The following is a 14,916-nucleotide window of genomic DNA, read 5'->3' as shown; positions in this document are numbered from 1 at the left end:
CGATTTTGTGGTGAATAAGTAAACAGGGTTTGGATTTTAATTAGTCGTTAAAACTTATATAGTGGGGGGCACCCTACGGGGTGTCCCGCAAGGACGATCGCCGCGAGCGTGGGCGAACCCCAAAAAAAGACCAAAGAGGAATTAGTCGTGCTTGAAACATACCGTAAACACGTCGCAGAACGTGCCGCCGAGGGCGTGGTTGCCAAACCTCTGGATGCAGAGCAGGTCGCCGCCCTGGTTGAACTGCTCAAGAACCCGCCCGCTGGCGAACAAGACTTTCTGAAAGAGCTGTTGTCCTCCCGTATTCCCCCCGGTGTTGATGAAGCGGCCTATGTCAAAGCCGGTTTCCTCACTGCTGTCGCCAAGGGCGACGCCCACTCTCCCATCCTGACTGCCGCCGAAGCTGTTGAGCTGCTGGGCACCATGCAGGGTGGTTACAACATTCAACCGCTGATCGATCTGCTGGATCATGCGACCCTGGCGCCACTTGCCGCCAAGGGGCTCTCCCACACCCTGCTGATGTTTGACTCCTTCCACGACGTGGAAGAGAAGGCCAAGGCGGGCAATGGCCACGCCAAACAGGTGATGCAATCCTGGGCCGATGCCGAGTGGTTCCTCTCCCGCCCGGAACTGGCCGAGAAGATCACCGTCACCGTGTTCAAGGTGACTGGCGAAACCAACACCGACGACCTCTCTCCGGCACCGGACGCCTGGTCCCGCCCGGACATTCCGCTGCACGCCCTGGCGATGCTGAAAAACGCCCGTCCCGGCATCACCCCCGACAAGGATGGCGCCGTCGGCCCCATCAAGACCATCGATGCCCTGAAAGAGAAAGGCTTCCCGTTGGCCTATGTGGGTGACGTGGTCGGTACCGGTTCTTCCCGTAAATCCGCCACTAACTCGGTGCTCTGGTTTATGGGCGACGACATTCCGTTCGTGCCGAACAAGCGCGCTGGCGGTGTCTGTCTGGGTGGCAAGATTGCCCCGATCTTCTTCAACACCATGGAAGATGCTGGCGCGCTGCCCATCGAAGTGGACGTCTCCAAGCTGGAAATGGGCGATGTGATCGACATCTACCCGTTTGCTGGCAAGATCTGCAAGCACGGTACCGAGCAGGTGCTGGCGCAGTTTGAACTGAAAACCGACGTGCTGATCGACGAAGTGCGCGCCGGTGGCCGTATTCCGCTGATCATCGGTCGCGGCCTGACCGACAAGGCCCGCGAAGCGCTGGGTCTGCCGTTCTCCACCGTATTCCGTCGCCCGCAGCCGGTGGCCGATACAGGTAAAGGCTTCACCCTGGCCCAGAAGATGGTGGGCAAGGCGTGCGGCGTGAAGGGCATTCGCCCGGGTACTTACTGCGAGCCCAAGATGACCACGGTCGGCTCTCAGGACACCACGGGCCCGATGACCCGCGACGAGCTCAAAGATCTGGCCTGCCTCGGCTTCTCCGCCGATCTGACCATGCAGTCCTTCTGCCACACCGCGGCCTATCCCAAGCCCATCGACGTGCAGACTCACCACACCCTGCCGGACTTCATCATGAACCGCGGCGGTGTGAGCTTGCGTCCGGGTGACGGCGTCATCCACTCCTGGCTGAACCGCATGCTGCTGCCGGATACCGTGGGTACCGGTGGTGACTCCCACACCCGTTTCCCCATCGGCATCTCCTTCCCGGCGGGCTCCGGTCTGGTAGCTTTCGCCGCTGCCACCGGCGTGATGCCGCTGGATATGCCGGAATCCGTGCTGGTGCGCTTCAAGGGCGAGCTGCAACCGGGCATCACCCTGCGTGATCTGGTTCATGCCATCCCCTACGCCGCCATCCAGAAAGGGCTGCTGACCGTCGAGAAAGCGGGCAAGAAGAACATCTTCTCCGGCCGCATCCTCGAGATCGAAGGTCTGCCGACCCTCAAAGTGGAACAAGCATTCGAACTGGCTGACGCCAGCGCCGAGCGTTCCGCCGCCGGTTGCACCATCAAACTGGATAAAGAGCCGATCATCGAGTATCTGAAGTCCAACATCGTGATGCTCAAATGGATGCTCTCTGAAGGCTATGGCGACGTGCGCACCATTACCCGCCGTATCAAGGGGATGGAAGAGTGGCTGGCCAACCCGACCCTGCTGGAAGCGGACAAGGATGCCGAGTACGCCGAAATCATCGAGATCGATCTGGCCACCATCAAGGAGCCGATCCTCTGTGCGCCGAACGATCCGGACGATGCCCGTCTGCTGAGCGACGTGGCTGGCGACAAGATCGACGAGGTGTTCATCGGTTCCTGCATGACCAACATCGGCCACTTCCGCGCCGCCGGCAAGCTGCTCGAGAAGTATCAGGGCGAGCTGCCGACCCGCATGTGGATCGCGCCCCCCACCAAGATGGACAAGGATCAGCTGACCGAAGAGGGCTACTACGGCATCTTCGGCCGGGTCGGTGCCCGCATCGAGATCCCGGGCTGTTCCCTGTGCATGGGCAACCAGGCGCGGGTAGCGGAAGGGGCCTCAGTGGTCTCTACCTCCACCCGTAACTTCCCGAACCGTCTGGGTAAAGGTGCCAACGTCTATCTGGCCTCTGCGGAGCTGGCAGCCGTTGCCGCCATCCTCGGCAAGATCCCGACCGTGGCGGAGTACCTGCAATACGCCAAGGCGCTCGATGCCACGGCGGCAGATACTTACCGCTACCTCAACTTCAACGAGATCGCCTCCTACACCAAGAAGGCCGATGTGGTGATCCTGCAGCAAGCCGTCTGAGTGAATGGATGACAGGACCCCTTCAGGGGCTCTGTATCAGCCAATAAAAATGCCGCGTAGCTACGCGGCATTTTTCATTTATGCGGATCTTTCGTTCATACGGACGGTTAGAGTCGGGTCATTGCCTCCCTCTTGTCGCCGGTCATAACAAAGTGCAACTCCCCTCCGGCCCTGATCTCGTTGTGCTCGAAGGTCTGGTTCGTACTATTTAAAGGGATTCGATAATAGTGTGGTGACATTCGAACAAATATATAAATATTTGGAGGTGCTTATTATTATGGCTATCTGAATAACCGTGTATTTTTCACTGGCGCTGATATTGGAAAATAACTATTTGTTCGCAATATATGGATTTAGGTAATGACAAGTAAATAGCTACCTATAGATGATTGAAATTTATTAAATTGCCATGATTTGTGGCAAAAGAGATGTGTATTAGGCAGGTTTCAATGACAAAAAAGTTGATTGATTTGAACCAATCGGAACCTTGTATGAGGCTATACATTTATTTATCACACTGGGCGTGCGTTTTATAAACGTTTTGCGTTATGTTATCTGGCTATTATCAGTAATGAGGATTCTATTGCGACTAACGTGAAGTGGGTCCTTGCCACTGTGCGCTTACTTGAAGCAGGCCTGATGAGTTGCAGCGAGGTGTACTATGTTTTTTCTCCGGATGGATCTTTCCAGAACAAAGTTGCGATTTTTCAGTGCCTTGTTGGTTTTTTCCCTGTCATTGTCAGCTGGAGGGTGGGTAATACACACTAACTACGAGCATCATCTGCAGATGGTTTCGCGTGCATCAGCCGTCAAGGCAGTCAACATGATGGATTCAATGCTGGATGTTGCCGAGCGAGCGAACAGGGAGGTATTGCCACTGGTCGAACAACCTTGTGTAGATAACCTGTTTATCCTGCGTAAAAAGGCTGCACTTGAACCTTTCTTGCGCGGAATAATATTGGTACACGATGGTGTGCAATATTGCTCTTCATTATTGGGTGAAATCCATAATATGGATGACAGTTCGGTTTATATTAAACGCAAGTTGTTACTGATTAATGGTAATCAGGTGCAACAGAACCATGCGTTGCTGTTGCTGCGCAGTGACTCGGGAAAGAATGCTACCCTCAGCTCTATTGATGGTGGTCAAATTGCCTTCATGCTCGCCTTGAGTGGTAATTCCCGCGAGTTGTTTCTACGGGTTGGTTCTGTTTGGATTGATGAGTTTGGCCGCTTTCTACGCTCCTCTCCAACTCATCCTGCTCTGCATTCTGGAAGTAGTTTAGAGCTCACTTCCGCGCATTATCCTTTTACTATTTATGTCGGTAATGTCATGCCGCAATATTGGTTATCGTTCTGGAAGGCCGAGTATCAGATATTGCTGTTGCTCATCGGTTTTTCTTTACTGCTTACCCAGTTGGTGTGGTTATTGTTAGGGCGGCCAGCATCGCAGGTTGATGACCTGCGACGAGCACTGAAAGCCAACGAGTTTATCCCCTATCTACAGCCTCTGTTTGCCAGTGATGACCACAGAATGATAGGAGTCGAGGTTTTGATGCGCTGGCGACATGCGACCGAGGGGTTGATCAGGCCCGATTTATTTATCCCACAGGCAGAGGAGTCTGGGCTGATAGTGCCGATGACTGACCATATTATTCGGGGGGTGGCGAGAAGATTGAGTCGGATAGAGTCATTATTACCAGATAATTTTCACATCGGTTTCAATATCTGTGCTGCTCATTGTCACGACTTTTCCTTGTTGGAGGAGTGTCGCCTATTCCTCGCTCAGTTTACGCCCGGTAAAGTGGTATTGGTGTTGGAGCTAACTGAGCGGGAACTCTTGGTGGCAAATACCCAGACTCTTTCCCTGTTTCGACAATTGAATGATATGGGGGTTAAATTGGCAATTGATGATTTTGGTACTGGCCACTCCAGCCTGGTTTACCTGCAGCAATTTCATGTGGATTACCTCAAGATTGATAAATCTTTTGTCACCCGGATCGGTACCGAGTCACTTTCGGAACATATTGTGGATAATGTTATCGATCTGGCGACACGTTTGGGATTGGCCCTGGTGGCGGAAGGTGTTGAAACCGAGTCACAGGCGGCTTATCTCAGAAGCAAAGGGGTCGATTATCTGCAGGGTTATTTGTTTGCTCGCCCCATGTCACTGCGTCAATTTTGCGATGAGTTGTTACCGGGAGGCCGAAAGCAGCAGTTGTAAGCAGAAGCGATCTATTAATCCAATGTTTGTGGATATGTGATTCTAATTAGCTTTTGTGTCGCTTGGTGATGACTGGCTTTAGTTCGGTAGCGAGTGCTCCCGCTATCCCCCCTCGAGTGCAGGGGCTTGTTTTCCATGCCTTGTGGCTCGCTTTTCGGTAGAATCGGCGCTCATTTTGACGTCAGTAAAAGATGAGGCGCGGTATGACGGTTCAGTTCCAGGCATTTCACAGCATCAAGGCGATCGGTAATCGGGAGGTGCTGTTCAACTGGTCGAGAACCAATCCCCTCGGAGCACTGGATCAGGTGTGGCGCCCGAAAACCCGCGACGAGCTGCAAGCGCTGCTGCGGGAACACCCCGAGCGCAAGTTACGCCTTATCGGCTCCGGCCTCTCTTTTGAACCCATTCACAGCGTCTATGCCGAGGGCAGTCAGGCGCTGCTGGTGGACTTGCACCACCTGCGCGGCCAGCTGGCGAAAACCGCCGATACCGTGACCTATCAGGCGGGGACGCCGCTCGATACCGTCTATGCCGAGCTGATCGCCATGGAGCGGATGCTGCCCGCATCCCCCGGCGTTATCGGTATCCAGACCCTGGGCGGCGCCCTCAGCACCGGCACCCACGGTCAGGGGCTGCACCAGTCTGCCCTCTGCGATGCGGTAGAGGCCATGACGGTGATGCTGGCCAGTGGCGACATCGTCCGGGTCGATCGCACTGACCCGCGCTTCGGCGCTTTCGTGATGGGGATGGGGATGCTCGGCATCCTGCTCGACGTCACTCTGCGCACCGTACCCAACCGCATCATGCGCTGCACCAAGTTCACCACCGACTACCCCTTCCTGCTGGAACACAACGAGCGGCTCAACCGCGAGCACGGCTTCGTGAAGAGCTGGTGGTTTGCCTGGACCGGCGAGAGCCACATCTGGCTGGTGGATCCCGCCTCCGATGACGAGGTGGCTCGCTACCGGGCCGGTGGCAGCGAGCCGCTGCTGCTGGAGGGCGATATCGACGCCCGCATGAATGCCACCATTGACGCCACCTTGCAGAAGATGGCGAAGGACACCAAGGATGAGGCGCTGGCGGGGGAGCACTTCGAGACGGTGCGACGCTTCAAGGATGCCTCCGATCTGGTGGGCAACGTCTACCAGATCCTCTGCAAGGGGATCCCGGCACCCCAGATCAACTGCGAGGTAGCAGTACCACTCCATCGCATGAACGAGGCGCTGGAGACCCTGCAAGCGTGGCAGCAGGCCAATCCGGGTGTGCTGCACTACCCCTTTATCCTGCGCTGCACCGGTCCTTCCGAGGCTTGGCTCAGCGCCGCCCATGGCCAGTCGGTCTGCTGGGTCGGTTTTCTGGTCTATCTGGCGGCGGATGGCACCTTCGTCAACGGCTCCATGGAGCAGATGCGCGAGCTGCAGCAACTGCTGGTGCCGCTCGGCGGCATTCCCCACTTCGGCAAGCATCTGGCGATGGATCTCTACGACTTCCCGGCCCTGCTGCCGCGCTGGAACGACTTCGTGGCCTTGCAGCGTGAACTCGACCCCCATGGCCGCTTTGAAAACCGCTGGCTCAGCGACCTGTTTGCCAACCGGTAAGGATCTGACATGACCGATATGCAAGATACCCGTATTCCAGTGACCCTGCTGACCGGCTTTCTCGGTAGCGGCAAGACCACCTTGCTCAACCACTGGGTCAAGCAGCCGGAGCTCGGCGAGTGTGCGGTGCTGATCAACGAGTTCGGCTCGGTAGGGCTGGATCACCATCTGGTGCAGCAGGTGGATGAGCAGGTGATGCTGCTCGACTCCGGCTGCATCTGCTGCTCGGTGCAGGGCTCTCTGGTTGAGGCGTTGCAGGGGCTGTTTATGAAGGCCATCCAGCGCAAGATCAAACCGTTCAAGCGGCTGATTATCGAGACCACTGGCCTCGCCGATCCGGCCCCCGTGCTCTTCACGTTGAGGGAAGAGGGTTTTATCGCCCAGCGCTACCGCTTCGATGGCACCGTCACTGTGGTGGATGCCGGTCATATCGAGCAGCAGTTGGCGGCCCAGTATGAGGCGGTGAAACAGGTGGCGTTGGCGGATCTGCTGGTGGTGAGCAAAGGCGATCTGGTGGATGGCGAGCAGCTGGAGCGGGTCGAAATCCAGCTGGCGGCACTCAATCCGGCGGCGCCGCTCCAGCTGGTGACCAATGGCGAGCTTTCGCCCAAGGTGCTGGAGAAGCTCGGTGCCTACAACGAAGCGGCTGGGCGTGATGTACGCCAGCTGCTGGCCTGGCTGCGTACCGAATCCCCCAAGCAGGGATTGGCTTCACCGATGCAGCCGAAGATGCAGCCGTTCGCCGCCAAGGTGGGCACAGCGGCGCCCACCCACTTCGAGCACGGCAACATCGAAAGTTTCTCTTTGCGCATCGGCGAGCCGCTCAAACCCTCTCGTCTGCTGGCTGCGATCGATGCGGTGCAGGCCCAATACGGCGATGCCCTGCTGCGCCTCAAGGGGATCTTGCAGCTGGAAGGAGAGAGCCAGCCGGTGGTGATCCACGGCGTCCACGGTCAGCTCTATCCGCTGCAGGCTCTGGGTGAGTGGCCGGAGGGCAAGGCCCAGTCCCGACTGGTGTTTATCGTGAAAACTCAGGACAAGGCGGGGATAGAGCGGTTGTTTCTTGATACGCTCAAGGCTCCCGAGCCCAGCATCGAAGAGCAGCTCAAGGCCATGCTTGGCCAGCCGGATGCCTGATGTCTGACATGACCCGCCCGTAACAACGAGAGCGGGTCTTTTTATTCCTGAAGTGGAGGTGGTCTGTTATGGCGGAAGTTTCACTCGGGGTGACCCCGGCCCAGCGCAAGTGGCTGCCCCTGCTGGCGGCGGTCGGTTTCTTTATGCAGGCGCTGGATGGCACCATCCTCAACACCGCCCTGCCCAGTATGGCCGAAACCCTGGGGGAGAGCCCGCTGCAGATGCAGTCGGTGATCATCGCCTACATGCTGACGGTGGCGCTGCTGATCCCGGCTTCCGGCTGGCTGGCGGACAGGTTCGGCACCCGCCGCATCTATCTGGCCGCCATCTCGCTCTTTACGCTGGGCTCGCTCGCCTGCGCCGCCTCCAACTCCCTCTCCATGCTGGTAGCTGCCCGGGTGTTGCAGGGGGTCGGCGGCGCCTTGTTGATGCCGGTGGGGCGGCTGGCGGTGCTGCGGGTCTATGACAAGCACGAGCTGCTGCGGGTGATGTCGTTCGTCACCATTCCGGGGCTGCTTGGCCCGCTGATGGGGCCTGCGCTCGGTGGTTGGCTGGTGGAAGTGGCGAGCTGGCATTGGGTGTTTCTCATCAATCTGCCGGTGGGGCTGCTCGGCTTTATGGCGAGTTGGTACTTCATGCCCGATCTGCGGCAGCAGACCGCCCGCTTCGACTGGCAGGGTTTCGTGCTGTTCAGCGTTGGCATGGTGCTGGTGTCAGTCGGCTTGCAGGGGTTGGGGGAGCACAGCATCTCTACCGGTTGGGCGCTGTTTGCGCTGATCTTCGGGCTGGCGGCGATGGCGAGCTACTGGCTTTATGCCGCCAATGCGGAGCAGCCGCTGTTCAGCCTGAATCTGTTCAAGACCGCCACCTTCGCCATCGGGGTCTGGGGCAACCTGTTTGCCCGCCTCGGCAGCGGTGCCATGCCGTTCCTCACCCCGCTCTTTCTGCAACTGGGGCTCGGCTTCTCCCCGAGCAAGGCGGGGATGACCATGATCCCGACGGTGCTGGGCGCCATGCTGACCAAGACGCTGGTGAACAAACTCATCCCCAGGGTGGGCTATCGCCGGATCCTGATCGGCAACACCCTGTTGCTCGGCGCCATGATCGCCAGCTTCTACTTTATCGACAACCAGCTTCCCTATGGCGTGCTGCTGGGCTGGCTGGCGATCTTCGGCGCCATCAACTCGCTGCAGTTCTCCGCCATGAACACTCTCACGCTGCAAGATCTCAGCCCGACCCTGGCCAGTAGCGGCAATGGCCTGCTCTCGGTGGTGATGCAGCTCTCCATGAGTTTGGGGGTAGCGATTGCCGCCAGCCTGCTGGGGCTCTTCTCGGCGGGATCGTCAGCGGCCAACGGGCAGTGGCTGGGAGGCTTTCACCTCACCTACCTCTGTGTCGGGCTGCTCTCCATGCTGGCGGCGCTGATCTTCGCCCAGCTGGCGCGCGATGGGGGAACGACTTCGGCTCAGGCCAAAGGATAAGAAGTGGCATCAACGAAAAGGGCACCGCGAGGTGCCCTTTTCGATCAGTCGTGTTGTAGCTCCCGCGCTTCCCAGTGAAAGGGAATGGGGCACAACTGCTGGGAGGCCTTGTCATAGGTCAGCCACAGCTCGCCCATGGTGCGGCCATCGACGGGGTGGCGCAGTTTGGGGGCCAGCTCGGCCAGTGGCCACAGCACGAAGGCGTTGGTGAGCACTTCACCGCGCGGCAGTACCAGCGGGGTGTCGCAGACCAGATCGCCATAGAGCAGCAGGTCGAGATCCAGGGTGCGCGGGGCGAACTTCTTGGCATCCGGCTCGCGGCCGTGGGCGAACTCCATGGCCCGCAGTCGCTGACAGACGGTGGCCAGCGGCAGGTCGGTCTCGGCAGCCGCTACCAGGTTGTAGAATGGGCGGCCGTTGAAGCCGACAGCTTCGCTCTCGAATACCCGGGAGACCCGCAGCTCGCCAAATTCGGCGTGCAGGGCATCGAGCCCCGCGCGGATATGGCGATCTCGCGCGATGTTGGAACCCAGGCTGATATAGATGGTGGTCATCAGTTGCTGCTCGTGGCTGGCGTGCGATGGCGCAGGATCTCGACGCCGACCCCGGCGGCATTGGGCACGGCGCCCGGCTTGGTGAGGGTCACCTTGACCCACTGCACCCGCTCGTCGGTCAGAACCAGCATGGCGACCTGCTCGGCCATGGTCTCGACCAGTTCGACCACCTTGCCGGTGACATGCTCGCAGATCTTGTTGGAGAGGTCGGCATAATCCAGTGCCAGATTGATGTCGTCGGTTGCTGCCGCGGGGCGGTTGTCGAACCCCATCTCGAGGTCAAAACGGAGCTTCTGGCGAATGCCCTTCTCCCACTCATATACACCGATGGTGGTCAAAACTTCGAGTCCGCGAATAAACACCTTGTCCATGACTGTACTTCTTCTTTACTCTTGATGGGCTGTGATGACAGCGCAGGGATGCTGGCCGGGCAACAGGCTTGCCGAGGCGCTCTGGGTGGGCATGGGCCCATGCCAGCGTATGTGGCCCGCATCATACCCCATTCATATCGTGGTAAAAACGACCAAGATGACGGCCCTGACGATTTTGATGATTATTCTGGCCTACCTGGGTGGTTCACTATCCAGTGCTGTGCTGGTCTCCCGCTGTACCGGTCTGCCCGACCCGCGGGATCATGGCTCCCACAATCCGGGGGCAACCAATGTGCTGCGCCTCGGTGGCCGGATGGCGGCGCTGGTGGTGCTGCTGCTCGATGTGATCAAGGGCACTGCTCCCGTCTATCTCGCCTGGTATCTGCAGATCAAACCCGTCTATCTTGGCTTCATCGGGGTCGCCGCCTGTCTCGGCCATATGTACCCCATCTTCTTTCATTTTCGCGGTGGCAAGGGAGTCGCCACGGCACTGGGGACCATGATGCCGCTCGGCTTTACCATGGGGGGGGCTGTGATAGGCACCTGGCTGGTTGTGCTGCTGGTGAGCGGCTACTCCTCGCTGGCCTCCATCATTACCGTGCTGCTCACTCCTCTATTTACCTACCTGATCAAACCCGAATACACCCTGCCCGTCTCGCTGCTCTCCTGCCTTATCCTGATCCGCCATCACGAGAACATCTCCCGTCTACTCAAGGGAGAGGAACCCAGACTATGGGGGAAAAAACGTGCTGCCTGTGCCGAGGAAGTGGCAGAAATGAGTGATGTTGCGCAAAAAAGAGACGAACGAGACAAAAAGTGAAATTTCCCGTTGACCATCCGCCTTAAAATCCGTTTAATAGCGCCCACGCCCAGATAGCTCAGTCGGTAGAGCAGGGGATTGAAAATCCCCGTGTCGGCGGTTCGATTCCGTCTCTGGGCACCAATTTTGGTGCCATGAAATAAAAAATTTGTTCATGCACAATGGTTTAAAGTGTGCCGGCTTAGCTCAGTAGGTAGAGCAACTGACTTGTAATCAGTAGGTCACCAGTTCGATTCCGGTAGCCGGCACCATTTGCCCAGATAGCTCAGTCGGTAGAGCAGGGGATTGAAAATCCCCGTGTCGGCGGTTCGATTCCGTCTCTGGGCACCAATTAGGTTGATGAGATAGCGATATCTGGTCTCCGAAGTACAATTCCTCCTTAGTTCAGTCGGTAGAACGGCGGACTGTTAATCCGTATGTCACTGGTTCAAGTCCAGTAGGAGGAGCCAATTCAAAAAGCCCTTGTCGCAAGACAAGGGCTTTTTTCTATTGGGGCAAGTCCGTTTATAACCATAAAAACAACCACACACGCACAGATGAACCGCAGGATAGATATGGAAAATCATGTAGTTATAGAGTCAAAGGGGCGACTTGCCGCCATTCGGGACTGGCTGGAGCCGGTGCTGGTGCTGCTTATTCTCGGCAGCCTGTTCGGTTACCTCGGCAGCCAGATGGGCCTCTCCGCCATGGTCAACACCCTCTTCAATACCGCCCACCAGCTGCTGCTCAATACCGTGCTCTTTATCATGGGGATCACTGTGCTCTCCGGTGCCCTGAGCCAACTCTTGAGCGAGTTCGGGGTGATCCGCCTGCTGGAGGTGCTGCTGGCGCCGCTGATGAAGCCGGTGTTTCGTCTGCCCGGCCGCACCGCGCTGGCGGCCCTGATGACCTTCTTCTCTGACAACCCGGCGGTGATCAGCCTCGCCAAGGACAGCCGCTTTCGCAAAGGCTTCACCCCCTGGCAGCTGGTGTCGCTCACCAACTTCGGTACCGCCTTTGGCATGGGGCTGATCGTGGTCACCTTTATGGCCACCCTGCAACTGCCGAGCGGCGAATCCACCGCCAGCGCGGCGCTGATCGGCCTGCTTGGCGCGTTGGTTGGCTCGGTGGTCTCTACCCGACTGATGCAGCGGATGATCCGCCCCTTGGTGGGGGAAGTGCTGATCGATGACCAGCCTGCGGGCAACGGCCCCAAGGTGGGAGTGACCAAAGAGGCCGCTCCCGGCTGGCTGCGGATCCTCAACTCACTGCTCGATGGCGGCAAATCCGGCGTGGAGCTGGGGATGGCGGTGATCCCCGGGGTGCTGATCATCAGCACCTTCGTGATGCTGCTCACCTTCGGCCCGGGCGACAAGGGGTATACCGGCGAAGCGTTTCAGGGGGTTGCCCTGCTGCCGGTGCTGGCCGCCAAGGTGAGCTGGCTGTTTGACCTGTTGTTTGGCTTCCAGCAGCCTGAGCTGGTCGCCTTCCCGGCTACTTCGCTCGGTGCGGTCGGTGCCGCTATGTCGCTGGTTCCCCCCTTTATTGCCAAGGGGTGGATCACCGGTAACGAGGTCGCGGTGTTTACCGCCATGGGGATGTGCTGGAGCGGTTTCTTGAGCACCCACACTGCCATGCTGGATGCCCTCGGCTATCGCCACCTCACCTCCCGCGCCATCGTCGCCCACACGGTCGGCGGCCTGTGCGCCGGGGTGGCTGCGCACCAGCTCTATCTGCTGCTGGGCTGAGTCGGGTGAAAGAGAGAGGGGCGCTGCGGCGCCCCTCTTTGTATCTATCGGTGACGAGGTGGCTCGTCCTTCGGCTTACTCGACATCGCCGATCAGGCACTGCGTGATCACCGCCTCCGGCATCATCTCCCGCAGTCCGGCGACCAGCTTTTCCCCCGCCTCATGCAGCGCTGCCAGCGGCATCTCGGGCAGGCTCTCCAGAATGAACCACATCTGGCCCGAATCGACACTCAATCGGGTTCGCACACCCTGCCGCCAGTTCCAGCGCCGACAGGTGACCCCCTTGTCATCCCGCCAGACGACCTCGCCGGGCTCCACCGGTTCGTGGGCGGGCTCGCCCCCCTTCATGGTATCGAACTGCTCGCTGCCATCGGCCACTACCAGTCGCGGTTGCCCTTCATAAGCAAGCAGGTTTTCGCCCCCCACCGGAATGGCGTAGCGAATGCTGATGGCATTGTAGAGATCGACCACGGGATCGATGGCCGGCAGGTTGCCGTCACGGGCGACCCGTTTTCTCAGAGCCTCGGCGGAGCAGGGGGTCCGCTGCGGTTTGGCGCCGAACTTTCTGAACAGCTCGCCCCAGGCTGCGAGGTGCGCCTCTGCCCACGGCACATCGGCGGCCGTCATGGCGCTGCTGGCTTCATCAAGGGCGCGCGCCCCCACGTTCGGGTCAACCACTGCAGCGGCCTGCACCGTGATGCTCAGGGCGCGAAAGCCCGGGGCCAGTTGAGTGACTTCGGGGGAGATATGGGGGGTAATCAGGGACATAACGACTCCAGAATCGAAAGAGGCAAGGGAAGCGCGGCTGCCGGGTAGCATAGCGGCAACGGCAAATCCGGTTTGAGAGCCATCATGCGCGAACATGCTATATAAGAAAATTTACATGATCTTAATGGTCATAAGTTTCATGAATGAAAAATGGCGTGCTCGAGGGGTGGCGGGCGTGGAGGGAAGGGAATCCCGTCGCTTCCGGTTTGCTCCGGCAATGTCCCTTTGCCGCCCCGATCCACCGCGGCAGCCGCTGGCCGCCCGGCTCCCTCCTGATACTCGCCGTGGTCATGCCCAAGCACGAGGCGGCCATGCAAATCGTTCGGTGGCTCAATGAGTTGGCTATGGTTGGCGTTTTTTTCATCGTTCTGGCCCCGCTTATGCAGACTTTCTCACATCACCATCAAGGGCTGCCGTCGCGGAGAGATATCATGATCAGTACCCTGCTTCCCCTTGCCTCGATCGCCCTCAAGTTGGGCAGTCAACTGCTCAGCAGTAGTAGTAAACCCCAGCCCGTGCAGCCTGCCGTGCAGGAAGAGCACCTCGCCCCGACCGTCCAGAGTCTGTTCCAGCGACTCGGCATCAAGGATGCCGACAGCGAACAGAACCGCGCGGCCATCAACCACTTTATGGGGGAGCTGATGCAGACCCTGGGGCAGGAGAATGGCGGCCAATCCCTCCCTGCCGCCATCGATGCTGCCCGCAACCAGCTGGCCAACGGCACCCAGAGTACCCGCCTCGATGCGCTGCAAAGCGAGCTCAATACCCTCAAGGATTCCCTCGGTACCAGCGATCTCAACCTCGATCAGCTGCTCGGCGCCTTTAAACAGACCCTGCCCAATAGCAAGGGGGAGGGGGTTGGCAAACTGCTTCACATTAGTGTGTGAAGCATTAGTTTTTAGCTAATAGCCAGAGTTCTTTTTTGCGTTAAGGTTTTTATCAAAGCATCAAGAAATTAATCATCAACTAACGCATTAAGTGGTCTCAACTACTGCTTAGGTTTATTTTTTAACAGCAGCAAGAGCAAGTTTATTCGTATAGCTACCTTGTTATTAGTACACCTTGCAGTATCATATGGTGGTTGCCATAAGGAACCTTTGATGGTTCTTATGATCAGTTGTTCAAGGGCTTTTTAAATACATATGCTTTTAACATTAGGAGTTGTTAATGCCTAGTAAATGGTATGAAAATAATGATTTAATAATTAGGGATAGTGTTCACGGCGACATTTATATTAGCTCATCAATCATTGACGTTATCAATTCTGATGAGTTTCAGAGACTAAGAAGAATCAAACAGTTGTCAGTTGCCAACATGATATTTCCTAGTGCAGATCACACAAGGTTTTCACATTCAATTGGTACTTACCATGTAATGAGAAAAATAATTTCACATGTTGAAAAGCAGTTATCAAATATAAATATAGATATTTGTGAGAGAGATAAAAACCTTGTTTTAGTTGCAGCTCTTTTACATGATATAGGACATGGC

12 protein-coding genes and 4 tRNA genes are annotated in these 14,916 nt (G+C 57.6%); 13 read left to right on the top strand and 3 right to left on the bottom strand.

All coding sequences use genetic code 11. The features are described from left to right. The first annotated feature begins 147 nt into the window (after positions 1–147). The 5 genes from acnB (at position 148) to mdtD (ending at position 9,185) form a co-directional block, all read left to right on the top strand. Positions 148–2,745, top strand: coding sequence for a bifunctional aconitate hydratase 2/2-methylisocitrate dehydratase (acnB, locus tag LD28_RS0116975; protein ID WP_033138260.1), 2,598 nt, complete (start codon positions 148–150; stop codon positions 2,743–2,745). Between the two features lie 661 nt (positions 2,746–3,406). Further along, positions 3,407–4,969 (top strand): EAL domain-containing protein, encoded by a 1,563-nt coding sequence (locus tag LD28_RS0116970; protein ID WP_033138112.1) that lies wholly within the window; start codon positions 3,407–3,409, stop codon positions 4,967–4,969. Between the two features lie 203 nt (positions 4,970–5,172). Beyond that, positions 5,173–6,567, top strand: a complete 1,395-nt coding sequence (locus LD28_RS0116965; RefSeq protein ID WP_033138111.1) for a D-arabinono-1,4-lactone oxidase — start codon at positions 5,173–5,175, stop codon at positions 6,565–6,567. 9 nt (positions 6,568–6,576) lie between these two features. Beyond that, positions 6,577–7,704, top strand: coding sequence for a CobW family GTP-binding protein (locus LD28_RS0116960; RefSeq protein ID WP_033138110.1), 1,128 nt, complete (start codon positions 6,577–6,579; stop codon positions 7,702–7,704). Positions 7,705–7,772: 68 nt separating this feature from the next. Next, the gene (gene mdtD, locus LD28_RS0116955) at positions 7,773–9,185 is read left to right on the top strand and encodes a multidrug transporter subunit MdtD (protein ID WP_033138109.1); all 1,413 of its coding nucleotides are present in this window, start codon (positions 7,773–7,775) and stop codon (positions 9,183–9,185) included. A gap of 44 nt (positions 9,186–9,229) precedes the next feature. Here mdtD and folK read toward each other — a convergent pair whose 3' ends face one another. Beyond that, positions 9,230–9,739: a 2-amino-4-hydroxy-6-hydroxymethyldihydropteridine diphosphokinase gene (gene folK, locus LD28_RS0116950; protein WP_033138108.1), complete on the bottom strand. Its 510-nt coding sequence runs from the start codon at positions 9,737–9,739 to the stop codon at positions 9,230–9,232. Then, positions 9,739–10,110: a dihydroneopterin aldolase gene (folB, locus tag LD28_RS0116945; protein WP_033138107.1), complete on the bottom strand. Its 372-nt coding sequence runs from the start codon at positions 10,108–10,110 to the stop codon at positions 9,739–9,741. The genes folK and folB overlap by 1 nt, the downstream gene beginning before the upstream one ends. Before the next feature lie 157 nt (positions 10,111–10,267). Here folB and plsY point away from each other — a divergent pair, with 157 nt between their 5' ends. The 6 genes from plsY (at position 10,268) to LD28_RS0116915 (ending at position 12,657) form a co-directional block, all read left to right on the top strand. Continuing rightward, complete coding sequence (gene plsY, locus LD28_RS0116940; protein WP_033138106.1) at positions 10,268–10,930, top strand: glycerol-3-phosphate 1-O-acyltransferase PlsY; 663 nt, start codon at positions 10,268–10,270, stop codon at positions 10,928–10,930. Between the two features lie 47 nt (positions 10,931–10,977). Continuing rightward, positions 10,978–11,053, top strand: a tRNA-Phe gene (locus tag LD28_RS0116935). 52 nt (positions 11,054–11,105) lie between these two features. Beyond that, positions 11,106–11,181 (top strand) — tRNA-Thr (locus LD28_RS0116930). Between the two features lie 3 nt (positions 11,182–11,184). Beyond that, positions 11,185–11,260 (top strand) — tRNA-Phe (locus tag LD28_RS0116925). Positions 11,261–11,303: 43 nt separating this feature from the next. After that, a tRNA-Asn gene (locus LD28_RS0116920) sits at positions 11,304–11,379 on the top strand. A 105-nt stretch (positions 11,380–11,484) separates the two neighbouring features. Continuing rightward, positions 11,485–12,657 (top strand): CD0519/CD1768 family membrane protein, encoded by a 1,173-nt coding sequence (locus LD28_RS0116915; protein ID WP_033138105.1) that lies wholly within the window; start codon positions 11,485–11,487, stop codon positions 12,655–12,657. Between the two features lie 75 nt (positions 12,658–12,732). Here the strand turns inward: LD28_RS0116915 and LD28_RS0116910 are convergent, their stop codons facing one another. After that, complete coding sequence (locus LD28_RS0116910) at positions 12,733–13,425, bottom strand: B3/B4 domain-containing protein (protein ID WP_033138104.1); 693 nt, start codon at positions 13,423–13,425, stop codon at positions 12,733–12,735. A gap of 431 nt (positions 13,426–13,856) precedes the next feature. Here LD28_RS0116910 and LD28_RS0116905 point away from each other — a divergent pair, with 431 nt between their 5' ends. Beyond that, the gene (locus LD28_RS0116905; protein ID WP_033138259.1) at positions 13,857–14,312 is read left to right on the top strand and encodes a hypothetical protein; all 456 of its coding nucleotides are present in this window, start codon (positions 13,857–13,859) and stop codon (positions 14,310–14,312) included. Positions 14,313–14,592: 280 nt separating this feature from the next. Beyond that, positions 14,593–14,916: HD domain-containing protein (locus LD28_RS22595; protein WP_156120281.1), on the top strand; the 324-nt coding region annotated here is incomplete at its 3' end.

Origin of the sequence: Aeromonas finlandensis (assembly GCF_000764645.1) — a bacterium.
In the GTDB taxonomy this organism is placed as follows: Bacteria; Pseudomonadota; Gammaproteobacteria; order Enterobacterales; family Aeromonadaceae; genus Aeromonas; species Aeromonas finlandensis.
This window is presented reverse-complemented; position numbering and strand designations above follow the sequence as displayed.